This window comes from Bulleidia sp. HCP3S3_C9, assembly GCF_052064035.1.
Taxonomy (GTDB): Bacteria; Bacillota_I; Bacilli_A; order Erysipelotrichales; family Erysipelotrichaceae; genus Bulleidia.
In genome coordinates, this window is the sequence record NZ_JBQHWJ010000020.1 from 1 (window position 1) to 24,373 (window position 24,373).

Genomic DNA, 24,373 nt, shown 5'->3' on the forward strand with positions numbered 1-24,373 from the left:
TTTCCTTCGGATTATGTTTAATGTTCCGTTTTCAAGCCTGTCAAGCAATATTTTGCATATTTATGCGTAAATATGAACGATTTGTTCATATCTGAGAAAAATATTTCATTGCAGAAAAAAAGCACTACGCAAGTTAATGCGCAGTGCACTTTAGAGATTCAATTGGTTCAATGCCTTAACTTAATGACATTGGTTGAATAGAATTCTATGTACTGGAATGATTGGAATGTTGTTTGTCTGTATGTATAGCATTTCTACTTCATGGCAATTATATCAATGGAATATGGAGCATTTAGGGTATTCCTATCAATGGAGTACGGATTCTCCAACAGATGGATTAACTTTTCAGCAATTGAATAAGATTCAAAATACAGAAGGAATTGAAACGATAAAATATTTATCAAGTGCTTCATATTATGGAATGAATGATCAGCTGCTGTATGTTCAGTATGAAAATGCATTAAATGATCCATATGTGAAATTGTATGCATCATATAAATATGTGGATTGTAATGAAACAACAGGATTACCTGTGACAATTGTTATGCTGCCTGAGAATTCTTCTATCTGGAATGATATTGTGGATGTAACAGACAAGGAAGAATTTAATTGTGGGGAATCTGTGATTTGCTACTTTATGTCTTTGGCGAAAATATCAGATGGCTCCATTCAAGTCGTAGATTCGGACATGAAGGAGAAAATAACCGGAACTGAAATTGCTTTGCATGATGGAGAAATGCTTTCGTTAAAAGCCGGCAATCATAATATACAAGTGAAATGTGAAACAGTAATTGATCATTTGAATACAATTAATGTTGATGCAAACATAACTCCGGGAACAATATTTGTATCTGAAAAACTATATTGCCAATTATTTGATATGGATTCTTTGAAATATAATAAAGTTATCGCACATGGAAACCATCATGCTTCGTATGATGTGACAGATAAGTTAATGTCAATGATCAATCGTAATCAAAGTATAACTTTTAATAATCATAGAATTGAAGTTGAACAAATGAAAAACCAAATCTACACGAAGATATTCTATATTGGTATTGTAACGGTGATGCTTTGTTTGATTTTCTTGGTGCAAATGTATCAGAATCAATTGTATTTCCTCAGAAGTGAAACGGATAGAATCCATTTGTTGCATGAATTGGGAATGAATCAAAGATGGATGAACAAGATGTTTCTAATAAACTCTCCATTGTTTGCGTTGATTGTATTTCTGTCAGTGAATGGAATTTCTATACCAATTCTTTGGCTTTTATTGACACGTAGAACTTCGATGTATGTTGAATCTGGATTATCTATATCTCGTGTGATTAAATATGGATTGATTCATACGAATTTGTGGATATTGTGGATACCGCAGGTATTATTTCTGTTGATGTATTTTTATCTATGTCATAAAGCTAAGATATATTTGAATGAAGAAATGAATAAGATGTAAGTAAATAGAGAATGATAGAAGGAAATAATACGAATTGACAGCTAGTTTGCTTTAGAAAAAACTCTTGTGTTCCAAAAGAACATGAGAGTTTTTCTTTTTTTAACAGTAAAAAACAGTAAAGAACTGTAAAAGAAACATAAAACAGTAAAGAATTGTAAAAAACTGTAAAAGAATAAAATTCATTGTAATTTGTCGCGAGAACTATGGAAAGCAAATGCTTCTGAATGATAATTTACAAGCAAAAAAAAATCGCTGTTTCCAGCGATTTTTAAATGGTGCGGATAGCAGGACTTGAACCTGTACGCCGAGGGCATCAGATCCTAAATCTGACGTGTCTGCCAATTCCACCATATCCGCATTGCTTAAGTATTCTATCAGAAAAATAAAAAGAATGCAATATGCATTCTTAGCAAACATAGTTTAAATAGTATGGAAGCTGCTTTCTCCACCATGGCCAGTCGTGTGCGACGTCTGTTCCCCAGAAATCTACCCAGGCTGGTACATTCTTGTATTCAAGCAATTCTTTGATTCTTCCGGCATCTTCCTGCATTGGAACTTCCCATGCACCTCTACCGCAACATACGATGATATCTCTATGGCGATACATTTCAACTTTTGGATCATCATAATGCATGCCTTCTAGATAATCGACTGGTGAGTTTGCATATACTAGATCATCCCAATAGTCAGGGAAGAAGAGTCTTGCATTGTATGCACCGCTTAATGCAATGCATCCTGCAAAGATGTCGGGTCTTCTAAGCAAGGAATTCAATGCATGTGTTCCACCCATAGAACAGCCAGTTGTCATGATACCTTTTGCATATGTGCCATTGTTTGCCTTGGCATTGATATCAAAGATTCTTGGACAGAGTTCATCTGTGATGTAACGCATATATGCTTCCTGCTGGAGGATTCTATTTCGATTATCCCAGGAAGTTGAACTCCAGGAATTGACATCATTAGAATCACAACAGAACATTTGAATACGACCTGATTCAATATAGTCTTTTGCAGCATCGATCATGCCATTGTTTTCATAGTCAAAGAAACGACCATCTTGTGATGGGAATACAAGAAATGGTCTACCGGAATATCCATAGACTTTAAATTCCATGTCTCTTCCCAGGTTTTGAGAATATTCTTTATAGTATTCTGTTTTCATTTCTTCACCTTGTCTTTCTTGTATACGAAGTTTACAAAATCTTTGACTTCTTTCTTTGTTTTGAAGCGTGCAATGTAGAATTCATTTCCCATTGCGGAAGATAACAGGTCAGGCATTCTTTCATGCATGACAATGGATTGACCATATTTTGAGAAGATAGATGTGGATCCATTTGTATAGATGCCATTGTATTTATCTCTTCTACCGACATATACACAATGATATGGTCGATCTGTTTTGTATAAGCCTTCATTATACATTGCCATATTGGCATAGATGAGATATACATTGATATCATTTGCGTAGTTCATCATATCTGGTGTATATCCTCCAGGAGGTCTCATGTTAACTTCTAAGCCTACAAGATCTCCTTTTTTGCCTAAGCCTTCTTTATCTTCATAGAGTCTGAAGTATTCTGTATGGAAGAATCGTCCACGGATATCAAATGCTTTGATAACACGTGTGCCCATTTCAACAAGATCCTTTGGAATTTCTCTTTCACTGTAATACCAGCATTCATCTGCACTGTTTACGATATCCATGATTGGTTCAGGGAATACGTGGGATGTCTGGAAGATGATGTTGTTATCTTGATCTACGATACCATCGAAGGAAACGATAGATCCTGGAACAAATTCTTCCATGATGTACTGTGTCTGGATGTTTTGCTTGTAGAAGTCTTTGAGCTGTTTGTCGTTTTTGATTTTCCATGTTGTATTGGCACCAACACCATCGTCTGGTTTGACAATGACTGGATATCCAACAAGATCTACAAACTTCTTTCCTTCTTCATATGTAGAAACCATATGGTATCTCGCAACTGGAACATTTGCCTTTTCATAGTAGGCTTTCATGTTTGATTTTGTTTTATAGCGCATGACAGAAGTTTCGTTGTCACCAGAAGTGATATTGAAATCTGTACGTAGTTTTGCATCTTGTTCCAGCCAGAATTCATTGTTGCTTTCCAGCCAGTCAATTTTTCCATGCTTATGAGCGAACCATGCAACGGCACGATACATCTGATCATAATCTTGCATGTTATCGACACGATAGTATTCGTCACATGCATTTTTCATCTCTTCACTTAAAGAGTCATAATAATCTTCACCGATACACAAAGAAGTACCACCAATGCGTTTCCATGCCTGTGGAAACTGATAATATGTCTTTGGAAATGTTGGAGATATAAAAACAAAATTCTTTCCCATATGTTCTCTCCTTTAACCCATTTATGTTTAAAATAGTATCATATAAACGCTATTTTTCATGAATGAGTATATAATCTTTATTGAAAGAAAGGCATTTTTGTTGAAAAAGGTTTCATAAATGAGTAGATTAGATAAAGATAGAGAAAAAATTGATGAAATTGATGCACAGATTGCAAAATTGTTTGAAGAAAGATTTGAAACAGTACGTGATGTCATTGATTACAAAATTGAAAACCGCTTGCCAATATTAAATTCAGATAGAGAAAATGAAATTACGAAAAAGAATGTAGATCGCATTCAGGATGATGATATCAAACCATACTTTGAAGCATGGTACCATGATCTATTAGCTTTAAGTAAAGAATTTCAAAGACAGATACAAGATGAAATGTAAGGAGGAAATTCTATGGGTGAATTATTAAAACAGTTAAGAAAAGACAACATGATGGCAATGAAGGAACACGATACTGTGAAAAAGGGTGTTCTTGGCATGGTAATTTCTGCCGTTGCGCTTGCTGAAAAAGAAAAAGGTGTTGAATTAAGCAAGGAAGATGAATTGACTTATGTACAGCGTGAATTGAAACAGACACGTGATTCTTTACAACAGACACCTGCTTCTAGAACAGATTTGATTGAAGAAACAAAGAAGAAAATTGAAATTCTTGAATCTTATCTGCCTAAACAATTGAGTGCTGAAGAAATCAAAGAAGCAATTGAAAAAATTATGAGTGAAAAGGGACTGGAACCTGTCAAGAAATCACAAGGTGTTGTGATGAAAGAAATGATGGCACAATATAAAGGACAGGTGGATGGTAAGCTTGTTAATCAGGTTTTAGGTACACTATTACATTAATGGAAACGACCTTGTGTGGTCGTTTTTTATATACGTGGTATAATAGTGAAGCAAAGATAGAGTCAAAATGACTATAAGGGGTCGTATGAAAATCGTTTTAGAGAACCTGACAAAAGTATTTCCACAAGGAAAACACACACCTGCCGTAACTGCGGTAGATCATTTTAATTTTGAAATACCGGATGGCAAGCTTGTTGCTTTACTTGGTCCATCTGGATGTGGAAAAAGTACTACATTGAATATGATCTGTGGACTGGAAACACCTACAGAGGGAAAAATCTTTTTTGGGGATGAAGATATTACAAATGTACCTGTTGAAAATAGAGATGTTGGTATGGTTTTTCAAAGCTATGCGTTATATCCACATTTAACAGTAAAACAGAACATTATGTTTCCTTTGGAAAATAAAAAAGGAAAAGAGAAATTAAGTAAGCAGGTCATTGAAGAAAAAGCAATGGAAGCTGCGAAGCTTGTACAGATTGATTCTTTGATGGATCGTAAACCTTCTGCTTTATCTGGCGGTCAGCAACAGCGTGTTGCGATTGCACGTGCTTTGGTAAAGCAGCCAAAAGTGTTATTGCTGGATGAGCCATTGAGTAACCTGGATGCTAGACTGCGTCTTTCTACAAGAGAAGAGATTCGTAGAATTCAGCAGGAAACAGGTGTTACGACTGTGTTTGTTACACATGATCAGGAAGAAGCAATGTCAATCAGTGATTTGATGGTTGTGATGAAGGATGGTGTGCTTCAGCAGATGGATAAGCCACAGGAAATTTATGATAATCCTGTAAATTTGTTTGTGGCAAAGTTTCTTGGCACGCCAGCAATCAATGTATTGCATGGAAAGATTGAAAATGGAAATCTTCTGATTGGGAAGGATGTCATTTTCAATGTTGACCTTCCAGATCAGAATGTGTTTGTTGGAATTCGTCCTGAAGGATTGCTGGTTGATGAAAATGGACCATTTGTATGTTCTCTGCAAAAGATTGAAAAGCTTGGCAGAGATACGAGTGTCATCTGTACACATGAAGGTATGCAGATGGATCATATGCGTATTGTTGTACCGAGTGAAACAAAGATTGAAAACAGTGATACGATTCGTTTTTCTTTGAAACCACATAAACTGTATTTGTTTGATGAAAGTGAGAATAGAATTGCTTTAGAGGAAGATGCATGAAGAAAGTTCGTCCTTGGCTGTATCTATTACCTTCCTTGATTCTTCTTGGGATATTCATGATTTATCCTTTGTTCGATGTTCTTGTCTATTCATTGCAGGAAGGGTACAACTCTGCTTCACAGACATATTCTGGTATTGGTTTCTATAACTTTTCGTATGTTCTGCGCGATCCTTATTTTTTACAGGCAGTGAAGAATACATTCCTGCTTGTCATTATTACAGTTCCGTTATCAACAGGACTGGCATTATTGCTTTCTTTGGCATTGTCTTCGATCAAGAAAGTCAAAGAATTGTATCAGACAATTTATTTCTTGCCTTATGTAACGAATACATTGGCTGTTGGCCTTGTATTTATGATCTTGTTTAAGAAGACACCTTATTCTGATGGCTTTATCAATATGATCATTCAATTCTTTGGCGGTAACAGCGTTGATTTTATTGAAGGACCATATTGGGCAAAGATGCTGACGATGTGTATCTATACGATCTGGATCGTTCTGCCATTTAAAGTATTGATTTTAACAAGTGCACTTGCTTCTGTAGATCAGAATCTATACAAAGCTGCCAAGGTAGATGGAACAAGTTCTTTTAGAACATTTACGAAAATTACACTGCCAATGATCATGCCAATGATTTCATATTTAGTAATCACCGGATTTATTGGGGCATTTAAAGCTTATAGTGATGAAGTTGCTATTTTTGGTACAAATTTAAATGCAGCGGGTATGAATACGATTGTTGGGTATGTGTATGACATGTTATATGGAAATTCTGGAGGATATCCTTCATATGCTTCTGCTGCAGCACTCATTTTGTTTGCCATCGTATTAACGATTACAGTGATCAATTTGCTTTTGTCAACGAAAGGAGATGAAGCAGAATGAAAAACAAGCATCTATTGAAGAAGATATGTATTCATGTATTCCTTGCATTCTGGGCACTCGTTGTATTATTTCCATTCTATTGGATGGTTTTAACTTCTTTTAAGAGCTATGGAAGCTATAACAGTGAATATATTCCGAAATTATTTGTATCTTCACCAACATTAGAAAACTACATATCTGCATTTTCAGAAGTGAACTTAGCTGGATATTTTGGCAATACTGTATTGTTTACTGTCATTACGGCAGGTGTCATGTTGTTTGTAACGATTCTTGCGGCATATGCATTTGCAAGACTGAAATTCAAGGGAAAGAATATTGTATTTACATTGTTTCTGTCCTTGATGATGATTCCAAATGAACTTGTCGTTATTACAAACTTTGTGACAATTACGAACTGGAATCTGAGAAATACATTTATGGGGTTGATCTTACCTTCTATTACATCAGTGTTCTATATTTATCTTTTGAAGGAAAACTTTGAACAGGTTCCTGAAGAATTGTATAAAGCAGCGAAAGTGGATGGATTGAGTGACTGGGAATATCTTTGGAAAGTGCTATTGCCAGTTTGTTCTCCAACAGTAGTTACAATTACAATTCTGAAAGTCATTGAATGCTGGAATAGTTATGTATGGCCTAGATTGATTACTGATAATGAGAAGTATTATCTTGTTTCTAATGGAATTCAGGAAATTCGTGAAAATGGTTTTGGAAGAGAGAACATTCCTGCGATGATGGCAGCTGTTGTGGTAATTTCGATTCCACTGATTATTTTGTTCTTGCTTTTCCATAACAAGATCATGGAAGGTGTGAAAAGAGGAGGTACAAAAGGATGAAGAAATATTTCAAGCTTCTTCTTGCGAGTATGCTTCTATTGTGCAGCGGGTGTCATGGAAAGCGTACAACCTCTTCGTTTGCAATGCCTGCTTCTTTTGATACTTCAAAGAATTATGAAGTGACGTTCTGGGCAAAGAATGATACAAATAAAAATCAAACTGCAGTATACCAAAAGGCAATCAATGATTTTGAAGCATTATATCCAAACATTAAGGTCAATATTCGTTTATATACAGACTATGGAAAAATCTACAATGATGTCATAACAAATATTTCTACAAATACAACACCAGATGTATGTATTACGTATCCTGATCATATCGCAACGTATCTTTCAGGCAGTGATACGGTTGTTCCATTGGATACACTCATGGATGATGAGAAATATGGACTTGGTGGGAGTGATGTGAAGTATGATTCTATCAAGAAAGATGAAATCATTCCTGAATATCTAGAGGAATGCATGCTGAATGGACAGTATTATGCATTGCCATTTATGCGCTCTAGTGAAGTTGTGTATATCAATGCAGACTATGTGCATCAACTGGGTTATGAAATACCTGATGTATTGACATGGGATTATATCTTTGAAGTTTCTGAAGCCGCAACGAAAAAAAATGTGGATGGAACGTATGCTTTAAATGGTCAGAATGTCATGATTCCGTTTATCTATAAAAGCACTGATAACATGATGATTCAAATGTTGAAACAGAAAGGTGCTGGATATGCGGATGAAAATGGAAACATTGAAATCTTTAATGACGATACAAAAGAAATTCTTGGCGAAATTGCAGGCCATGTAGAAACAGGTGCATTTTCAACGTTTAAGATTTCTTCTTATCCTGCGAACTTTTTAAATGCGGGACAATGTGTATTTGCGATTGATTCTACGGCTGGTTCTACGTGGATGGGAACAGATGCACCATTGTCTGATATCGCAGAAGAAAATAAAGTGGATTTCAAAACTGAAGTACGTATTGTACCTCAATATGATGTGAATGATCCAAAGATGATCTCTCAGGGGCCTTCGATTTGTGTGTTTAACAAAGATGATCCAAATCAGGTTGTTGCTTCTTGGCTGTTTGCACAGTACTTATTGAGTGATGATGTGCAGATTGGCTATAGTGAAACGGAAGGATATGTACCAGTCACAAGCAAAGCGAGAAATACGGAGAGCTATCAATCGTATTTATCTAGTGAAGGAAAAGATCATGATGAACATTATTCTGTGAAGATTGAGGCTACAAAGCTATTGATTGATAATGTTGCACATACATTTACTACACCAGTATTCAATGGATCTGCTTCCTTAAGAGATGCGGCTGGTCAAATGATTGAAGATGTTGCGAAAGGTATCCGCAGACATAAGAAAGTGGATGATGCATTCATTGAAGATGAATTTGAAAAAGTGAAGTCATTGTATCGTTTAGATTCTATTTCTAAGACAACATCGGTGAATACACCATTGCCAATGGAATCTAAGCTATTACTTGGATCATTAGTATTTGCATGGATTTGCATTATTGTGGTTATATTCTTGCGTAAGAGAAACAAACGTGAGATATAATATTCAGGGAAAAAAGGAGAAAAGAAATGAACAAGATTTTATCTACAGTTTTATCTGCTGCGGTAATTGCTTCTATGGCTGGCTGTTCTACACCTGCATCAAGCAAGACTTCTTCAACAGGTGAAGGCAAAACAAGTGTTGTTGCAGAAGATGGCACAAAGAGCGAAGGTGTTATGACATACGCTGAATATGTTGACGCCGCAGTTGATTCAGAAGTAACAGTTGAAACTTACGTACAGGCAAAACAAGGCTGGTGGGAAGATAAGGGTGTTGGTAAAGCAACCCTTTATACACAGGACCAGGAAGGTGCTTATTTCTTATATGACGTTGAAATGAGTGAAGAAGACTACAACAAGTTGACAGAAGGTACAAAGATCAAGGCTGTTGGCTACAAGAGTGAATGGAGTGGTGAAGTTGAAATCACAGACGCTACATTTGAAATTGAAGAAGGCAACTATATTGCTGAACCTGTAGATCTTACAGACATGCTCGCAAATGAAGATGAATTGATCAAGCATCAGAATGAAAAGTTCTCTGTCAAAGGTTTGACAGTTTCTGCAAGCAAGGATGCTGATGGAAAAGATGTTGCTTATCTTTACAACTATGATGGTTCTGGAACACAGGGTGATGACTTGTACTTCAATGTAGATCTTGATGGAAATACATATACATTCACAGTTGAATCTTATCTTTGTGGAAAAGATACAGATGTATATAAGGCTGTTGAAAATCTAAAGGTTGGAGACACAATTGACTGTGATGGTTACCTTTACTGGTACAATGGTGTTAACCCACACATTACAAACATTACAGTGAAGTAAATGATTTAAAGTACTTTGGCTTATGCTGAAGTACTTTTTTTGGGCATATGAGTGGATTCTTATGTGTGAGTTATGTACAATGTGAAACATCCTAGAAAAGAGAAAATAAAGAAATGGACGCAAGAGTATTACAGATATTAAGTGAATCTTTTACAAAAATATTGATTCCTGGAATCTTAGTGACGATTCCTTTGACATTGATTTCTTTTGCATTGGCACTTGTAATCGCTGTTGTTGTGGCAATGGTGCAGTATGCAAATGTTCCTGTATTGAAACAAATCAGCCGTTTCTATATCTGGCTGATTCGTGGAACACCATTACTTGTTCAATTGATGGTTGGCTTCTATGGCTTGAAAGCATTTGGTATTGAAACAACAGCGTTTGTGACTGCAGCTGTTGTATTTGCTTTGAATGAGGGTGCGTATTGTTCTGAAACGATTCGTGGATGTCTGGAAAGTGTGCCAAAAGGACAGATGGAAGCTGGGTATTGTGTTGGTATGAGCTATATGCAGATCATGTGGCATGTTGTATTGCCACAGGCATTTCGTACAGCATTCCCATCTTTAGGAAATTCACTGATTTCTATGGTGAAAGATACATCTCTGGCTTCTAATATTACAGTTGTTGAAATGTTTATGCGTACACGTCAGATCATTGGCAGAACATATGTGTATCTGCCTTTGTATATTGAAGTGGCGGTTGTATATCTATTGTTCTGTTCTGTGATTTCCTGGCTGCAGAAGCTTGGAGAAAAGAAATTGAACAGTTATGGAGGTACAAAGTGATATGTCAGTATTAGAAATTAAAGATATTCATAAATCATTTGGTTCATTGAATGTGCTGAATGGTGTCAATCTATCTGTTCATAAAGGTGATGTGATTGCAATTCTTGGACCAAGTGGTTCTGGGAAAACAACATTGTTGAGATGCATTAATTTTTTAGAAACCGCAGATCAGGGAACGATGGTGTTTGATGAAAAAGAATATGATCTTGCATCCATGCATAAGAATGATATTCGTGATATTCGAAAGAAAACCGGATTTGTATTTCAGAACTATAATCTGTTTGCGAATAAGACAGCATTGCAGAATGTTATGCTTGGCTTAACTTCAGCAAGAAAGATGGATAAGAAACAGGCAGAGAAAATTGGACTCGAAATGCTTAGAAAAGTAGGTATGGAAGATCGTGCTTCGCATTATCCTTCTCAATTATCAGGTGGTCAGCAGCAAAGAGTTGCGATTGCACGTGCATTGGCAACAAATCCAGAAATCATTTACTTTGATGAGCCAACATCTGCTTTAGATCCTGAATTGATTGGGGAAGTATTGAACGTTATGCGTGAGCTTGCAAATGAAGGTATGACAATGATCGTCGTAACACATGAAATGTCATTTGCGAAGGAAGTGAGCAATCATGTGATCTTTATGGAAGGTGGTAAGATCATTGAACAAGGTACTTCGAAAGAATTTTTTGAAAATCCAAAACAGGAAAGAACAAGAGAGTTCTTACGTTTAGAAAATACAAGATAAGGAGAAAAGAACATGAAAAAACTATTACTCACAACAATGCTCGTAACTGCTTTGGCTGGCTGCTCCAGCGCTAAGACATCTGCAGCTTCTGCAAGTGGTGATCATTTAGCACGTATTCAAAGTGCAGGAAAGATTACAATTGCGACAGAAGGTGTATGGTCACCATTTACATATCATGATGAAACAACAGATGAACTTGTTGGATTTGATGTAGAAGTTGCCAAGGCTGTTGCGGATAAATTAGGTGTAGAAGCTGAATTTAAAGAAGTAAACTTTGATGGTGGCTTGACAGGTGTTGCCCAGGGTACATTTGATATGATGGCAAATGGTGTAGATATCACGGAAGAAAGATCAAATTCTTATGATTTTACTGAACCATATGCATATGATCATGCGGTTATCGTTACGAAAGCAGATAATTCTGATATCAAGTCTTTTGCGGATCTGAAGGGTAAGACAACTGCAAATTCTACTGGTTCCACATATGCTGAAATGGGTGAAAATAATGGTGCAACAGTAACAAATGTTGATACATTAGGTGAAACAATGGATCTTGTATTGAATGGAACAGTAGAAGCAACAATTAACGCAAATACTTCTATTCAGGATTATTTCAATACAACAGGAAACTCTGACAAGTTAAAGGTTGCGGCTACAGATGAAGAAACAACAAAATATGCTTTTCCTCTAAAGAAGGGCAGCGACAATGATTCTCTTCGTGAAGCAATCAATAAAGCCATTGATGAATTGAGAAGTGAAGGAAAGCTTTCTGAAATTTCTACAAAGTTTTTTGGTGCAGATATCACAACAGAATAATTTTAGTAAAGGGTTCTATGTTTAGAACTCTTTTTGTATGCAAAAAATAAAAAAGTTAGAGAATTATTTGATTAATTCTCTAACGATATAGCTTGCACAGATGAGTCCTGCAGCACTTGGAACAAATGCGGTAGATCCTGGAACAGAACGTTTCTTGCTGTCTTGTTCTGTGTAATGTGTTTTGACTGGCAATTCTTTTGAGCAAACAACTTTGCATTTGTTGATATGTCTTTTCTTCAGTTCGTGTCTCATGACCTTCGCGAGAGGGTCATTTTTTGTTTTATAGATATCTGTGAGTTCTAATTGTGTCGGATCCATTCGATTTCCACATCCCATACAGGAGATGATTGGTGTTTTTACACTTTTTGCGTAACAGATCATATCGATCTTGGCAGTAACAGTATCGATGGCATCAACAATATAGTCATAGTTTGTGAAATCAAATGTATCTCTGTTTTCTGGAAGATAGAATGTCGTATATTTATGTACGATCGTATCTGGTGAAATGTCTTTGATTCTTTTTTCCATGACATCGACTTTATATTCTCCAATCGTGGAATGCGTTGCGATGATCTGACGATTGATATTCGATTCAGCCACTGTATCATTATCAATGATATCGATTTCTCCAATACCACAACGTGCAAGTGCTTCAATGACGTATCCGCCAACACCTCCAACGCCAAATACGGCGACTCTTGCATTGGCTATTTTCTTTAATCCTTCTTCTCCAAGGACGAGTTGTGATCGAATGAATGGATTGCTCATACGCATGTTACCTCAATGAAACGATTTTAATGTTTTGAAGGAGTGAATGCAAGTGATACAATTACAAATATTAGAGGGGGAAAATATGCATCATATTCAAACACGCTATAATATTCTACATATTTTATTCTGGATGATTTCTTGCTGTATTAATGGATTTGTGGCAATTTATTTGAAAAGCAAGGGATTAGACAATACGTTGATTGGGATTGTTACGGGGGCAAGCTGCATTTTAATTACATTGATTTCACCATTCGTAACTTCTTTGTTAAATAAAATTCAGAATCTGACAATTCCTAAATTAATTACATGTTTATTATCTGTTGCTTCCATTGTATTCCTGATGATTTCTTATGTTTCATTGCCTGCTGGATTCATCATGCTTTGTTATATTTATATCTTAACGGCGTTTCTTTCTTGTGTTCCACTTGTTTCAACGATTGCGATGAATTATATTGCACAGGGAGTGGAAGTAAACTTTGGCTTAGCAAGAGGTATGGGATCTGTGTCCTATGCCGTCAGTGCAGTTGTATTGAGTAATTTTGTGGAATGGTTTGATCCAAATGTTCTATCTGTATTATTTCTTTGTGGAGTAATATGTCTTCTAAGTGTTGTGAATACTTTTCCGGATTATCATGAAGAAAAGCATGAAGTGAAGAAAAGCGGCAATATTTTAACAATTATCAAAAAATATAAATTGTTATTTGTGATTCTTCTTGGATGGTCATTTACATTTTCTGCCAGTACTTCTTTATCTACATATCTGATCAATGTTGTGGAGCATCTTGGCGGAAATACAATGATTTATGGGTTTGCGGTATTTGCGATGGCAGCGAGTGAAATGCCTGCGATGGCCGTTACAAGAAAACTGATGCGAAAGTTTGATGTGATGACTTTGATTGTTGTTGCGGGTGTGAGCTATCTTTGTCGTAATATTCTGATTGCGATGGCACCTTCGCTATTGTTTGTATTTATTGGTGTTTTGTTTCAAAGTACATCCTATGGCTTGTTGACTTCAACAATGGCGTATTACGTCAGTGATACATGTGAAAAAGAAGATCAGATCATGGGTCAGACATTGCTTGGAATGATGACAACTGGTCTTGGTTCTATGCTTGGAAATGTTGTTGGTGGAATCTTGCAGGATGCATTTGGATTAAGCAGCATGCTTATATTCGCAATGTTGATGACAGTGATTGGTGCATTGATTTTAATTGGTGTAGGTATCATTCATAAAAAAGCATAAGAAAAGGCACTGTGAAGTGCCTTTTGATGTATTATGCAAATTTCCAGGCAGTTTCTAATGCGATGAGCATCATATCTGTGAAACTGTTTTGTCTTTCTTCTGCTGTTAAAGCAACTGGTTTGAATAAATGGTCAGAGATGGAAAGAATTGCTAATGCCTTCTTTCTATTTGCACTTGCTTCCCAGTATAATCCAGCAGCTTCCATTTCAACACATAAATGACCAAAGTCTCTTAATTTTTCGTTTAATCCTGTCTGTGGATAGTAGAAGAAATCAGATGTATAAACTTTACCAACTTTACATGGGATATTATTTTCTTTTGCGGCTTCTACTGCAGTCGATAACAGGTCATAGTCAGCACATGCGGCAAATTGGCCAGGGATACCATATGCATTCCCATAGCTGGAGTTTGTAGATGCTGCTTCCGCAATGACAACGTCCTTTGCATTGACATCCATATCTAATCCACCAGCAGAACCGATACGAATGATTGTATCTACACCAAACTGTGTAAATAATTCATGTGTATAGATACCAATGGATGGAACACCCATACCATGTCCCATAACAGAAATTCTCTTTCCTTTGTATGTTCCTGTATAACCTAACATGTTACGTGTATCATTGAAACATACAACATCTGTTAAATACTTTTCGGCAAGTGTTTTTGCACGCAGCGGATCACCAGGCATCAGTACAACTTTACTGATTTCTGCTTTTTGAACGATTGATGCTGAAATACTTTCTTTGTTTTCCATTTTGTTTTACTCCTTGTTAAATAGTTTCTTTAAATTGACATCAAATGGTGGATAAACGATTCCTCTTTCTGTAACGATCGCAGTGAGAAGAGAGTGGTCAGTCACATCAAATGATGGGTTATATTTCTTGATGTCTTTTAAGATCATTGGTTCTTTGTACCACATGGAACCAACTTCCTCTTCATCTCTTTCTTCAATGTGGATATCATCTCCACACTTTGTATTGAAATCAATTGTAGAAGATGGTCCTAATGTGTAGAAAGGAATTCCGTAATGTTTTGCTAAAATGGCAACACCACTTGTACCAATCTTGTTGGCAAAGTCACCATTTGCCGCAATACGATCACATCCAACCATAACACATTGAATCTTTCCTTGTTTCATGACAATACTTGCCATGTTATCACAGATGGAAGTAACATCAATTCCTGCTTTAAACAGTTCATAGCTTGTTAATCTTGCACCTTGTAATAGAGGTCTGGTTTCATCGGAATATACATGAATATTCATTCCTTTTTCATGTGCGAGATACATTGGTGCTGTTGCGGTACCGTAACCAAGACATGCCAAGTATCCTGCATTGCAGTGTGTCAAGATGCCATCGCCATCCTTTAATAGTGTGACACCATATTCTGCAATTTTTTGATTCATCGCAAGATTTTCCTTGTCAATTGTTTTTGCTTCTTCTACAAGTTTTACCTTGATGGCAGCAACATCAATAACATTTGCTTCTACAAAAGCTTTCATACGGTTTAAAGCCCATGATAAGTTGACTGCGGTTGGTCTGCTTGTATTTAAGTAGTCCGCATCTTGATCAAATGCTTTTTTGAATGCATCATAGGAATCGTATGGATAGTGCTGTGCCAAGACTGCCATGGCATATCCTGCAAATACGCCAATGGCTGGTGCACCACGTACCTGTAAAAGCTTGATTGCTTTCCACATCTCTTCTTTTGTCTGTAAAGTGAGATATTCTTCGTGATTTGGAAGCTGTGTCTGATCTAAGATAATCAATGATTTAGCATCCTCTGTAATTTTGATGACTTCTAATTGTTCCATCGTATTATCCTTTCTGTCCGTACTTGTTGAGTGCAAAGTCTCGCATCCAGTCGACATTCTCTTTAGAGATTGTAACGGGTTTTCCAATGCAGAGTGCTTTATAGTAGATATCTGCACTTGTTTCTAAGACTTTTGCGACTTTAAAGCACTCTTTCATGTCTTTACCAGCACATAATGCACCATGATTGCTTAACAGACATGCTTGTGTTGTGCCTAACGCATTGCATACATTTTCTGCTAGTTCTAGTGAGCCTGGCAGTGCATATTCTGCACAATTGACATCTCCTCCGATTGCCTGTGCCATTTCATCCGTTACAACAGGAATGGACTGGTGGAGAACACCAAATACAGTGGAAGAAACTGGATGGGTATGCATGATGGCATTGACATCACTTCGATTTTGATAAATGCGTACATGAAGCATACTTTCAATGCTTGGCTTGCGTTTACCTTCTATAAGATTTCCTTCCTTGTCCAATACACAGATATCTTCTTCTTTGAGTGTGTCATATGGCATGCCGCTTGGTGTTAGATAAATGTGACCGTTTGTCGGGTCGCGTAATGAAAGGTTGCCCCATGTTTCTATCGTGAGGTCTTGTGAAGCCATTTGTATTCCGGCTTCAATGATTTGTTGTTTATAGTTCATAATAGTATTCTATTATGGATTTGCATAAATTGAAGTATACAAAAGAAGAAAAGTGCTTATGAAAATAGTTTCATGAAGTTTTTGCTTTTCTTTCAAAATTGTTTGTTATGTTGTTGACGGTGATATAGGCAGGCTGTATATTTGAAACATACAAACCGATGAACAGGAGATCAAACATAGAAGGCAGCTTCTAGAGAGTCGTGATGGTGGAAATCGACAGTGAGGCACTATGCAAATGGACCTGTGAGGGCTAGATGAAAGTTTTATGCGAGTACTTCTAGACGCAATGTCAGCGTTACAGGACAGGAAATGTGATTGCATTTTCGTGACAAAGAGAGAAGATTATCTTCTAATTAAGGTGGCACCGCAGGCTATTACGCTTGTCCTTAGATGGACAGGCGTTTTTTGTTTCTATCACGAATGAAGAAAATGCATTAGAGAAAAAGGAGGAAAATCACATGAAAAACGTACTTACTTTAACTTTAGCTGCAGCATTCATGGCTACACTTACTGGATGTGCATCATCTCAAACTGCGACTTCTTCAACAGCGAAGGAAACAAAAACTTATAAAGTCGCTGTTGTGAAGCAGTTGGATCATGCATCTCTGGATGAAATTGCTAAGGCAATCTGTGATGAATTTGATGCAATTAGTGAAAAAGAAGGTGTGAAAATTGAATATGGTGATGTGTATTCTGGTCAGAATGATCAGACTGTCTTACAACAGATTGCCTCTCAAGTAACAAGTGAAGGTGTAGATGCGATTGTTCCTGTCGCAACTTTAGCAGCACAGACAATGACAGTTGCTTCGGATGGAACTGTTCCGGTTGTATTTGCGGCAATTTCTGATCCTGAAGCTGCAGATCTAACTGGAATTGATTATGTAACTGGTACATCTGATGCATTGAATACGAAACAGATCATGGAAATGATGTTAAAGGCAAATCCTGATATGAAGACAGTTGGGTTGTTATATTCTAAGTCGGAAGCAAATAGTACAAAGCCAATTGCAGAAGCTAAGAAATATCTTGATGAAAAAGGTATTCAATATGTTGAAACAACAGCGAATACAAATGATGAAGTCAAACAGGCTGCTTCCAGCTTGATTGCAAGCAAGGTAGATGCGGTATTTACACCAACAGATAATGTTATTATGGCTGCGGAATTATCCATTGCCTCTGATTTTATGGATGCGGGTATTCCTCACTATACAGGTGCTGATTCATTTGTTAGAAATGGTGCATTTGCGACTTGTGGTGTGAACTATACAGAACTTGGCAAGGAAACTGCTGATCTTGCATACAAAGCAATGAAAGATGGTATGGATGCAACTGGCTACAAGGGCAGATATGAAGTTATGCCTGGTGGAATCATTACAGTCAATACGGAAGCAAGTAAAAAATCAGGTATTGCTTCTGATACATTTAAAGATTTTGGAGATGTAGTTGAAGTAGAAACAAGTGAAGAGTAAACGGAGGAAAGAATGTTATATATCATACAGACAGCTTTACAACTTGGATGTGTTTATTCGTTTGTCGCATTGGCCTTGTTTTTAAGCTATCGTATCCTTGATATTGCAGATCTAACAACGGATGGGTGTTTTGTACTGGGGATGGCGGTTTCTGTCTCCTGTTGTGCAGGTGGTCATCCGTTTGCCGGTGTGATTCTAGGAATGATTGCTGGGGGATGTGCTGGATGCGTAACTGCAATATTACAGACACGCCTGGGAGTTCCTTCCATTCTGGCTGGCATTGTGACAAATACTGGATTGTACACAATTAATTTAATGGCAATGGGATGGAGTTCTAATATTTCTTTATTAAAGAATGAAACGATTTTCTCATTGTTTAAGAAAACAAATATTGGTGGCGCATGGAATGCAATTATTCTGGTGGGAATGATTGCGTTATGTGCAATGGTGTTGATGGAATGGTTTTTGTCAACACGCTTAGGCTTATCCATTCGTGCAACGGGTGATAATAGAGATATGGTTTCTGCTTCTTCTATCAATCCGAGATTTACAATTCTTGTAGGTCTTGTTGTTGCGAATATGTTTACGGGGTTGAGTGGTGCACTTGCAGGACAGCTGCAAAAAAGTGCAGATATCAATGCGGGAAGCGGCATTGTGACAATTGGTCTTGCGACGCTGATCATTGGGGAAACATTGATCCAGGGAAGAAAATCCATTGGTAGAAATATCTGTGCGTGTCTTGTGGGAAATATTGTGTATCGCTGTATTTATGCATTTGTTTTACAGACACATATTATTCCTGTAGAAGGTTTGAAGCTGATGACAGCCATCATTGTTGCTTTGGCAATTGCAGCTCCATATATCAAAGAGAATCTTGATGTAATGAAGCGAGAAAGAAGGGAGAAGTCATGTTAAGAATTGAACATATTTCTAAGACATTCCATCCTGGAACAGTGAATGAAAAGAAAGCTTTAGATGATTTTTCTTTGACAGTGAATGATGGTGATTTTGTTACGATTATTGGATCAAACGGTGCCGGGAAATCTACGTTGTTTAACAGTATTGCGGGAAACTTTCTTGTGGATTCTGGCAGAATTCTTTTAGATGATGAGAATATTACATTTACACCTGAATATAAAAGAAGCAAATATATTGGCAGATTGTTTCAGGATCCATTGCGTGGAACAGCACCACATATGACGATTCGTGAGAATCTTGCATTGGCATATTTACGTGCAGGGAAACATACAAAGATGTTTTCTCGTGTTTCCAGGAAAGATGAAGAAAAGTTTAGAGATGTTTTAAAACAATTGGATATTGGTCTGGAAGATCGTATGGATGTTCCTGTCGGGACATTGTCTGGCGGGCAAAGACAGTCATTAACGTTACTCATGGCTACGATCGTCCCTCCAAAACTGTTATTGCTGGATGAACATACAGCAGCTTTGGATCCACAGGCTGCAGAAAAAATTATGTCATTAACAAATCAGATCGTTTTGGAGAATCATACGACTTGTCTGATGATTACACATAATATGAAGAGTGCTTTATCTACAGGAAATCGTACATTGATGATGAATCAGGGAAAGATCATTCAGGATCTGAATGTGGATGATAAAAGAAATATGGATGTGGATACTTTGATGCATCGTTTTAAAGATGCATTAAATGATGATCGAATCCTCTTGACGCAAGATTAGCTTAGGGCTAATCTTTTTGATTGAATTGGAAGTGAGAATATGGCAAAGAAAGAAACCAAAACAAATGCGATGAGAATTCTGGATCAGGCTGGGGTATCTTATGAGATTCATACATATGATGTGAGTGATGATTTGATTGATGGTGTGAGCGTTGCACGTAAATGTAACGAAGATCCAGAACAGGTATTTAAAACATTGGTAACGGTTGGCAACGATAAAGAACATTATGTGTTTGTGATTCCAGTTGCGGAAAAACTGGATCTGAAAGAATGTGCTAAGGCAGTTGGTGTAAAAAGTGTTGAAATGATTCCACAAAAAGATTTGTTGAAACTGACAGGATATATTCATGGTGGATGCTCTCCCATTGGAATGAAAAAGAAGTTTGTAACGGTGTATGATGAGACAATCGTACTGTTTGATAAGATTCTTGTATCTGGCGGCAGAGTTGGAACACAGGTAGAAGTTGGTGTAGAAGATTTGTTGAACGTAACTGAAGGAAAAGTGCAGGCAATTACAAGAAACATATAATGTTCACAAAACTATACACATTGTCTGATATAATAAAGCTATGTTAAAGAAATTAGTGAAAGAAATCCTTGTTTTATCAAGTGTAATAGGCTGTATGCCTTTGACAAGTATTATTGCGGAAACAAATCCATGTGATTCTGATCCGTATAGTGATGCATGCAAGACATATTCTCAAAAGAAAAAAAATGCTTTAGATGCTAAAAATAAAGAGATTGCACAACAGAAAGCAGACAGTGAGGCAGAACTTGCAGAAATCAAAGCAAAGCGCGCAGAGATTGCCGCAAATATTGTTGCGTATAAAGAAGAAATTGCATCGTATCAAAAGCAGATTGATGATTTGAACAGTACGATTGCAGAATTGGAAACGCAAATCAGTGCATTACAGACACAAATCAATGATACACAGGCAAAAGCAGATGCAAAGCAGGTGGAAATTGATGATACGCAGGCACAGATTACGCAACTTGGAGAAAAAGTGAAAAGCAGAATGGTATCTTCACAGTCTGGCATGCGTATTCATAAAGAATTCTCTATTTTAATGGGCGCATCTACGTTTCAGGATTTTTTGCGTATCGCAAATGGGTTGAGTGATATCAATGCCTATGATAACCAGACAACAAATCAGCTTGTAGATCTATCTGCACAGTTAAAGAGTGACAAGGAAGAATTGGAGACTTTAAAAGCATCTCAACAGGCCCAGCAAGATGAATTGAATGCCAGCCAGGAAACACAGGAAAATCAAAAAGCACTTCTAGAAGTAGCACAGGAAAAGATTCAAGTATATAAGGATGCTGCAGAAGATACTGCGGCAGAGCTGGAAGCACAGGGGGAAAAGATTTCTTCTACAGTGGATTCCTTGAAGGCAACAATCAATTCTAATGCGGCTCAGATGGATGCACTCCAGGCTGCGATTGATAAAGCAAATACACCACAGCCAGCTCCAGATGAAAGTGGTGGTGGAGATAATTCTTCCAGCGGTGGATCATCTGGAAACTTTGGCTCTTCTGGATGGACGAATCCAGTGCCTGGTGCATATCGCAGTGCTGGTACATGGAACTATCCTGGTGGTGGAAAACATCTGGGATATGACTTTGCGGCAAGCCAGGGTACGACAATCAGAGCTGTTGGAGATGGCGTTGTGATTGTTAGCGCAGATGGTGCAACGACCGGGTATCTTGGAAGTACTGCGCATGGTACAGGTGGATCAAGTGGTGGAGGAAACCAGATTTATCTGTTAACTGCAGTGAATGGATCATTATATGCGGTGAAGTATCTGCATATGCAATATGGATCACCAATTGCCTTAGGTACACAGGTAAAAGCAGGAGATTATATTGGCAGAGTTGGTGCGACTGGAAATGTAACAGGGCCGCATTGCCATATTGAAATCTTCTATTTAGGAGATGCATCAAATTTTACAAATTATTTAAGAACATGGAATGGTGATCTGGCCTTTGGATGTGGATGGGCTGGCAGCTATGGCGGCTATGGTAGAAGATGTCAGGATGGCTATGGTGCCCCATGTAGAATTCGCCCTGAAAATGTAATTGGATAAATGAAGGAGACTGCAGTAATAAAGTCTCCTTTTTCAATATCGCTTGAAATATAAAAATAGTCATGCAATCCATTTTGGATGTATAGCTCTAATAATAATCTTTGCATATTTTTGAAAGCTGAAGTTCTTTTTTATGTATAATGCTTCTATGAAAAGAATCTTTCGTTTGTTACTAGCTGTATGGTTTTTATGTTTTTGTGTCATTACTTTAAAGAAAGAAGCAATCTTTACTTCTTTCTTTCATAATGTCAAAGATATTTTTACGGGACAATTGCTTCAGGAAGAAAAAGAAGTTGTTGCATATGATGACTTGTATCATCCATATTATGCGATGCTGGATGAAAAAGAAAAACGGATCTATGCAAAGATCATTGACTGTACAAATGCATTAGAAACAACATTGAAGCCATTTGATGCAGGTATTACAGAAAAGAATATTGCAAATGCATATCAGGCTGTAATGTTTGATTGTCCTGAACTGTTCTGGCTGGAACAGGGGTATTCTTATGAATTGTTAGAAAATATGGGTGTTATTTCTGTGACGTTATCGTTTCATGAAACTGCAGAGGATTTTGCAGAACATCGGCAATTGTTCCAAAAAGCCAGTGAAGAAATTGTACAGAATGCTCTTGTATATCCGAGTGATGAAGAAAGAGAAAGATATGTTCATGATGCTTTATGTGAAAGAATTACATATGATTTAGATGCAACAATGAATCAATCGGCGTATTCTGCACTGGTGAATCATCAAACAGTTTGTGCTGGGTATGCAAAAGCTTTTCAATACATCTTGAAGCAATTATCCATTCCTTGTGCATATGTAACGGGAAGTGCAGAAAGTGAAGATCATGCATGGAATATTGTGTATCTGGATGGTTCGTGGTGGAATGTGGATGTTACGTGGGATGATGAGCTAGAAGATCCATATATGTTTTTTAATTTGAAAGATGATGTATTTGATGAAACACATGCTAGAAGTGATATCAGTGTTTCTTTACCTGCTTGTGAATGATGAAAAGATAAATAAGCGTCGCACATAAAAAGCCGCTCATATCAATGAGAACATCTTTGATACAGCCATAGCGGTTTGGTACAAAGTGCTGAATCGTTTCATCCATGGATGGCGGTAAAATCCAGAAGAGTGCGTAGTTGAGTTTTAGGTTTGTAAGTAGTGGTGCAGTGCGCAAAGCGTACATGACTAGAATGCCAAGTCCGGCATATTCACTGAAATGTGCGAGTTTACGTATAAAATGATGAAATGTATCAAAAGGAATATTCCATCCAAAGCTATGGAGAATGGATAATAAGAATTGTGTCAGACCGCCAGAAATGGCACTGCTTGTTTCACCAATCTGCAGAGAATTTGAAAATATAAATAAGATATACAGGAATACGATGATCCATACATACTTTTTGTTCTTCATAAGTTCACTTGTCAACCATGGTATAATACATGAGCAAAGAGGGAAATAAAATAGATATGAAAAAATTAATTAATGTTCTTTTCGTTGTAACAGGAACATTTATCTTGGCAATTTCGGTTGAATTCTTTATTCTTCCATACCACATTTTGTCTGGCGGTGTAGCTGGTGTTGCGGTAGCATTTGAACCATTTTTCCATTTGGATGAAACACTTGTTGCCAATACTTTAACGCTTGCGTTATTGATCGTTGGTACATTGATTTTAGGAAAGCAATTTGGAATTGATACGATTTTGTCTTCGTTCTGTTATCCTGTTTTTACAACAGCATTGTCTTATGTTGCGCCAATGATTCCAATTCATATTGAACCATTCCTGGCTAGTTTGTATGCAGGACTACTTGGAGGGGTTGGAATTGGTCTTGTGATGAGAGCTGGTGCGAGTACGGGTGGTATGGATGTTCCACCACTCATTGCACATAAACTATTTGGCGTGAAAGTTGCTACTGGTGTTATGGTTACGGATGGCATTACAGTTTTGCTTGGTGTACTTGCATATGGCATTGATGCGGCTTTGATCGGCTTGATTTCTGTATTTGCTTCAGGCATTGCGATTGATAAGATTTTGTCACTTGGTGCAGGAAGTAATGCGAAAAGTGTGACAATCATTAGTGAGAAATGGAAAGAGATTGCGGATGTTATCATGCGTGATATGGATCGTGGTGTAACGTTTCTGTCTGGTGAAGGTGGCTATCAGATGGATAAGAAAAAAGTTATCTTATGCGTTGTCAGCGCAAAGCAGTATTCTCAACTGGTAGAAATTATTAATCAGATTGATGATCGTGCATTTACGATTACAACAGATGCATCGGATATGCATGGAGAAGGTTTCACGTATCCTTCAGCAACAATTTAAAT

Annotated in this window: 26 protein-coding genes, 1 tRNA gene and 1 other annotated feature; of the genes, 19 read left to right on the forward strand and 8 right to left on the reverse strand. The window is 37.2% G+C overall.

What is annotated here, in order from left to right; all coding sequences use genetic code 11:
- Window positions 1–217 precede the first annotated feature (217 nt).
- Window positions 218–1,456, forward strand: a complete 1,239-nt coding sequence (locus tag ACTND6_RS04990; RefSeq protein ID WP_441022546.1) for a hypothetical protein — start codon at window positions 218–220, stop codon at window positions 1,454–1,456.
- Between the two features lie 273 nt (window positions 1,457–1,729).
- On the opposite strand, the gene ACTND6_RS04995 is transcribed toward ACTND6_RS04990, so the two are convergent.
- From ACTND6_RS04995 to ACTND6_RS05005, 3 genes are all read right to left on the reverse strand, one after another.
- A tRNA-Leu gene (locus ACTND6_RS04995) sits at window positions 1,730–1,813 on the reverse strand.
- Between the two features lie 49 nt (window positions 1,814–1,862).
- Window positions 1,863–2,618 carry an esterase family protein gene (locus ACTND6_RS05000; protein WP_441022544.1) on the reverse strand — a complete coding sequence of 252 codons (756 nt, stop codon included), beginning with the start codon at window positions 2,616–2,618 and terminating at the stop codon, window positions 1,863–1,865.
- Window positions 2,615–3,826 (reverse strand): ATP-grasp domain-containing protein, encoded by a 1,212-nt coding sequence (locus ACTND6_RS05005; protein ID WP_178175198.1) that lies wholly within the window; start codon window positions 3,824–3,826, stop codon window positions 2,615–2,617. The genes ACTND6_RS05000 and ACTND6_RS05005 overlap by 4 nt, the downstream gene beginning before the upstream one ends.
- Window positions 3,827–3,944: 118 nt before the next feature.
- On the opposite strand from ACTND6_RS05005, the gene ACTND6_RS05010 reads away from it, so the two are divergent.
- The 10 genes from ACTND6_RS05010 to ACTND6_RS05055 all read left to right on the forward strand — a co-directional run bounded on the left by ACTND6_RS05010 (window position 3,945) and on the right by ACTND6_RS05055 (window position 12,308).
- Entirely contained in the window at window positions 3,945–4,220 is a 276-nt protein-coding gene (locus ACTND6_RS05010; RefSeq protein WP_441022542.1) for a chorismate mutase, read from the forward strand.
- A 12-nt stretch (window positions 4,221–4,232) separates the two neighbouring features.
- A complete protein-coding gene (locus ACTND6_RS05015; RefSeq protein ID WP_320078964.1) occupies window positions 4,233–4,679 on the forward strand; it encodes a GatB/YqeY domain-containing protein in 447 nt (148 codons plus the stop codon).
- Window positions 4,680–4,764: 85 nt separating this feature from the next.
- Entirely contained in the window at window positions 4,765–5,856 is a 1,092-nt protein-coding gene (locus ACTND6_RS05020; RefSeq protein ID WP_441022540.1) for an ABC transporter ATP-binding protein, read from the forward strand.
- Window positions 5,853–6,740 (forward strand): carbohydrate ABC transporter permease, encoded by an 888-nt coding sequence (locus tag ACTND6_RS05025; RefSeq protein ID WP_441022538.1) that lies wholly within the window; start codon window positions 5,853–5,855, stop codon window positions 6,738–6,740. The genes ACTND6_RS05020 and ACTND6_RS05025 overlap by 4 nt, the downstream gene beginning before the upstream one ends.
- Window positions 6,737–7,573: a carbohydrate ABC transporter permease gene (locus tag ACTND6_RS05030; RefSeq protein WP_441022536.1), complete on the forward strand. Its 837-nt coding sequence runs from the start codon at window positions 6,737–6,739 to the stop codon at window positions 7,571–7,573. The genes ACTND6_RS05025 and ACTND6_RS05030 overlap by 4 nt, the downstream gene beginning before the upstream one ends.
- Complete coding sequence (locus ACTND6_RS05035; RefSeq protein WP_441022534.1) at window positions 7,570–9,141, forward strand: ABC transporter substrate-binding protein; 1,572 nt, start codon at window positions 7,570–7,572, stop codon at window positions 9,139–9,141. The genes ACTND6_RS05030 and ACTND6_RS05035 overlap by 4 nt, the downstream gene beginning before the upstream one ends.
- A gap of 26 nt (window positions 9,142–9,167) precedes the next feature.
- On the forward strand, window positions 9,168–9,962 hold the full coding sequence (locus ACTND6_RS05040; protein ID WP_441022532.1) for a hypothetical protein: 795 nt from the start codon (window positions 9,168–9,170) through the stop codon (window positions 9,960–9,962).
- Window positions 9,963–10,075: 113 nt separating this feature from the next.
- A complete protein-coding gene (locus ACTND6_RS05045) occupies window positions 10,076–10,747 on the forward strand; it encodes an amino acid ABC transporter permease (protein WP_441022531.1) in 672 nt (223 codons plus the stop codon).
- Between the two features lies 1 nt (window position 10,748).
- Complete coding sequence (locus ACTND6_RS05050; RefSeq protein WP_441022529.1) at window positions 10,749–11,492, forward strand: amino acid ABC transporter ATP-binding protein; 744 nt, start codon at window positions 10,749–10,751, stop codon at window positions 11,490–11,492.
- A 12-nt stretch (window positions 11,493–11,504) separates the two neighbouring features.
- Window positions 11,505–12,308 carry a transporter substrate-binding domain-containing protein gene (locus ACTND6_RS05055; RefSeq protein ID WP_441022527.1) on the forward strand — a complete coding sequence of 268 codons (804 nt, stop codon included), beginning with the start codon at window positions 11,505–11,507 and terminating at the stop codon, window positions 12,306–12,308.
- A gap of 63 nt (window positions 12,309–12,371) precedes the next feature.
- Here ACTND6_RS05055 and ACTND6_RS05060 read toward each other — a convergent pair whose 3' ends face one another.
- A complete protein-coding gene (locus ACTND6_RS05060; RefSeq protein WP_441022525.1) occupies window positions 12,372–13,076 on the reverse strand; it encodes a tRNA threonylcarbamoyladenosine dehydratase in 705 nt (234 codons plus the stop codon).
- 85 nt (window positions 13,077–13,161) lie between these two features.
- Here ACTND6_RS05060 and ACTND6_RS05065 point away from each other — a divergent pair, with 85 nt between their 5' ends.
- Window positions 13,162–14,322: an MFS transporter gene (locus ACTND6_RS05065; protein ID WP_441022524.1), complete on the forward strand. Its 1,161-nt coding sequence runs from the start codon at window positions 13,162–13,164 to the stop codon at window positions 14,320–14,322.
- Window positions 14,323–14,353: 31 nt separating this feature from the next.
- On the opposite strand, the gene deoD is transcribed toward ACTND6_RS05065, so the two are convergent.
- Genes deoD through ACTND6_RS05080 form a run of 3 tightly spaced genes read right to left on the reverse strand, consistent with a single transcriptional unit; the run spans window position 14,354 to window position 16,784 of the window.
- Window positions 14,354–15,079 carry a purine-nucleoside phosphorylase gene (gene deoD, locus ACTND6_RS05070; RefSeq protein ID WP_178177082.1) on the reverse strand — a complete coding sequence of 242 codons (726 nt, stop codon included), beginning with the start codon at window positions 15,077–15,079 and terminating at the stop codon, window positions 14,354–14,356.
- Window positions 15,080–15,085: 6 nt separating this feature from the next.
- Window positions 15,086–16,138 carry an S-methyl-5-thioribose-1-phosphate isomerase gene (gene mtnA / locus ACTND6_RS05075; protein WP_441022521.1) on the reverse strand — a complete coding sequence of 351 codons (1,053 nt, stop codon included), beginning with the start codon at window positions 16,136–16,138 and terminating at the stop codon, window positions 15,086–15,088.
- Between the two features lie 4 nt (window positions 16,139–16,142).
- Entirely contained in the window at window positions 16,143–16,784 is a 642-nt protein-coding gene (locus ACTND6_RS05080; protein WP_178177080.1) for a class II aldolase/adducin family protein, read from the reverse strand.
- 149 nt (window positions 16,785–16,933) lie between these two features.
- Window positions 16,934–17,175 (forward strand) — a binding site (T-box leader).
- Between the two features lie 67 nt (window positions 17,176–17,242).
- Between ACTND6_RS05080 and ACTND6_RS05085 the strand changes: the two genes are divergently transcribed.
- The 6 genes from ACTND6_RS05085 to ACTND6_RS05110 all read left to right on the forward strand — a co-directional run bounded on the left by ACTND6_RS05085 (window position 17,243) and on the right by ACTND6_RS05110 (window position 23,048).
- On the forward strand, window positions 17,243–18,253 hold the full coding sequence (locus ACTND6_RS05085) for an ABC transporter substrate-binding protein (RefSeq protein WP_441022519.1): 1,011 nt from the start codon (window positions 17,243–17,245) through the stop codon (window positions 18,251–18,253).
- Window positions 18,254–18,265: 12 nt separating this feature from the next.
- Window positions 18,266–19,168 (forward strand): ABC transporter permease, encoded by a 903-nt coding sequence (locus tag ACTND6_RS05090; RefSeq protein ID WP_441022517.1) that lies wholly within the window; start codon window positions 18,266–18,268, stop codon window positions 19,166–19,168.
- On the forward strand, window positions 19,162–19,953 hold the full coding sequence (locus tag ACTND6_RS05095) for an ABC transporter ATP-binding protein (RefSeq protein ID WP_441022515.1): 792 nt from the start codon (window positions 19,162–19,164) through the stop codon (window positions 19,951–19,953). Before ACTND6_RS05090 ends, ACTND6_RS05095 begins: the two co-directional genes overlap by 7 nt.
- A gap of 39 nt (window positions 19,954–19,992) precedes the next feature.
- Window positions 19,993–20,481 carry a Cys-tRNA(Pro) deacylase gene (ybaK, locus tag ACTND6_RS05100; RefSeq protein WP_178177076.1) on the forward strand — a complete coding sequence of 163 codons (489 nt, stop codon included), beginning with the start codon at window positions 19,993–19,995 and terminating at the stop codon, window positions 20,479–20,481.
- Between the two features lie 40 nt (window positions 20,482–20,521).
- Window positions 20,522–22,036 (forward strand): murein hydrolase activator EnvC family protein, encoded by a 1,515-nt coding sequence (locus tag ACTND6_RS05105; protein WP_441022512.1) that lies wholly within the window; start codon window positions 20,522–20,524, stop codon window positions 22,034–22,036.
- A gap of 148 nt (window positions 22,037–22,184) precedes the next feature.
- A complete protein-coding gene (locus ACTND6_RS05110; RefSeq protein ID WP_441022510.1) occupies window positions 22,185–23,048 on the forward strand; it encodes a transglutaminase domain-containing protein in 864 nt (287 codons plus the stop codon).
- On the opposite strand, the gene ACTND6_RS05115 is transcribed toward ACTND6_RS05110, so the two are convergent.
- Window positions 23,020–23,460 (reverse strand): VanZ family protein, encoded by a 441-nt coding sequence (locus ACTND6_RS05115; protein ID WP_441022509.1) that lies wholly within the window; start codon window positions 23,458–23,460, stop codon window positions 23,020–23,022. The genes ACTND6_RS05110 and ACTND6_RS05115 overlap by 29 nt on opposite strands.
- Before the next feature lie 56 nt (window positions 23,461–23,516).
- On the opposite strand from ACTND6_RS05115, the gene ACTND6_RS05120 reads away from it, so the two are divergent.
- Window positions 23,517–24,371, forward strand: coding sequence for a YitT family protein (locus tag ACTND6_RS05120; RefSeq protein WP_441022507.1), 855 nt, complete (start codon window positions 23,517–23,519; stop codon window positions 24,369–24,371).
- Window positions 24,372–24,373: the final 2 nt, after the last annotated feature.

What these genes read in the sequence shown, in the direction of transcription:
- ACTND6_RS05010 (WP_441022542.1), top strand. Translation starts at nt 3,945, where the DNA reads ATGAGTAGATTAGATAAAGATAGAGAAAAAATTGATGAAATTGATGCA.
- mtnA (WP_441022521.1), bottom strand. Translation starts at nt 16,138, where the DNA reads ATGGAACAATTAGAAGTCATCAAAATTACAGAGGATGCTAAATCATTG.
- ACTND6_RS05110 (WP_441022510.1), top strand. Translation starts at nt 22,185, where the DNA reads ATGAAAAGAATCTTTCGTTTGTTACTAGCTGTATGGTTTTTATGTTTT.
- ACTND6_RS05080 (WP_178177080.1), bottom strand. Translation starts at nt 16,784, where the DNA reads ATGAACTATAAACAACAAATCATTGAAGCCGGAATACAAATGGCTTCA.
- ACTND6_RS05055 (WP_441022527.1), top strand. Translation starts at nt 11,505, where the DNA reads ATGAAAAAACTATTACTCACAACAATGCTCGTAACTGCTTTGGCTGGC.
- ACTND6_RS05105 (WP_441022512.1), top strand. Translation starts at nt 20,522, where the DNA reads ATGTTAAAGAAATTAGTGAAAGAAATCCTTGTTTTATCAAGTGTAATA.
- ACTND6_RS05120 (WP_441022507.1), top strand. Translation starts at nt 23,517, where the DNA reads ATGAAAAAATTAATTAATGTTCTTTTCGTTGTAACAGGAACATTTATC.
- ACTND6_RS04990 (WP_441022546.1), top strand. Translation starts at nt 218, where the DNA reads ATGATTGGAATGTTGTTTGTCTGTATGTATAGCATTTCTACTTCATGG.
- ACTND6_RS05005 (WP_178175198.1), bottom strand. Translation starts at nt 3,826, where the DNA reads ATGGGAAAGAATTTTGTTTTTATATCTCCAACATTTCCAAAGACATAT.
- ACTND6_RS05020 (WP_441022540.1), top strand. Translation starts at nt 4,765, where the DNA reads ATGAAAATCGTTTTAGAGAACCTGACAAAAGTATTTCCACAAGGAAAA.
- ACTND6_RS05030 (WP_441022536.1), top strand. Translation starts at nt 6,737, where the DNA reads ATGAAAAACAAGCATCTATTGAAGAAGATATGTATTCATGTATTCCTT.
- ACTND6_RS05025 (WP_441022538.1), top strand. Translation starts at nt 5,853, where the DNA reads ATGAAGAAAGTTCGTCCTTGGCTGTATCTATTACCTTCCTTGATTCTT.
- ACTND6_RS05050 (WP_441022529.1), top strand. Translation starts at nt 10,749, where the DNA reads ATGTCAGTATTAGAAATTAAAGATATTCATAAATCATTTGGTTCATTG.
- ACTND6_RS05015 (WP_320078964.1), top strand. Translation starts at nt 4,233, where the DNA reads ATGGGTGAATTATTAAAACAGTTAAGAAAAGACAACATGATGGCAATG.
- ACTND6_RS05115 (WP_441022509.1), bottom strand. Translation starts at nt 23,460, where the DNA reads ATGAAGAACAAAAAGTATGTATGGATCATCGTATTCCTGTATATCTTA.
- ACTND6_RS05060 (WP_441022525.1), bottom strand. Translation starts at nt 13,076, where the DNA reads ATGAGCAATCCATTCATTCGATCACAACTCGTCCTTGGAGAAGAAGGA.
- ACTND6_RS05040 (WP_441022532.1), top strand. Translation starts at nt 9,168, where the DNA reads ATGAACAAGATTTTATCTACAGTTTTATCTGCTGCGGTAATTGCTTCT.
- ACTND6_RS05085 (WP_441022519.1), top strand. Translation starts at nt 17,243, where the DNA reads ATGAAAAACGTACTTACTTTAACTTTAGCTGCAGCATTCATGGCTACA.
- ACTND6_RS05045 (WP_441022531.1), top strand. Translation starts at nt 10,076, where the DNA reads ATGGACGCAAGAGTATTACAGATATTAAGTGAATCTTTTACAAAAATA.
- deoD (WP_178177082.1), bottom strand. Translation starts at nt 15,079, where the DNA reads ATGGAAAACAAAGAAAGTATTTCAGCATCAATCGTTCAAAAAGCAGAA.
- ACTND6_RS05035 (WP_441022534.1), top strand. Translation starts at nt 7,570, where the DNA reads ATGAAGAAATATTTCAAGCTTCTTCTTGCGAGTATGCTTCTATTGTGC.
- ACTND6_RS05090 (WP_441022517.1), top strand. Translation starts at nt 18,266, where the DNA reads ATGTTATATATCATACAGACAGCTTTACAACTTGGATGTGTTTATTCG.
- ybaK (WP_178177076.1), top strand. Translation starts at nt 19,993, where the DNA reads ATGGCAAAGAAAGAAACCAAAACAAATGCGATGAGAATTCTGGATCAG.
- ACTND6_RS05000 (WP_441022544.1), bottom strand. Translation starts at nt 2,618, where the DNA reads ATGAAAACAGAATACTATAAAGAATATTCTCAAAACCTGGGAAGAGAC.
- ACTND6_RS05065 (WP_441022524.1), top strand. Translation starts at nt 13,162, where the DNA reads ATGCATCATATTCAAACACGCTATAATATTCTACATATTTTATTCTGG.
- ACTND6_RS05095 (WP_441022515.1), top strand. Translation starts at nt 19,162, where the DNA reads ATGTTAAGAATTGAACATATTTCTAAGACATTCCATCCTGGAACAGTG.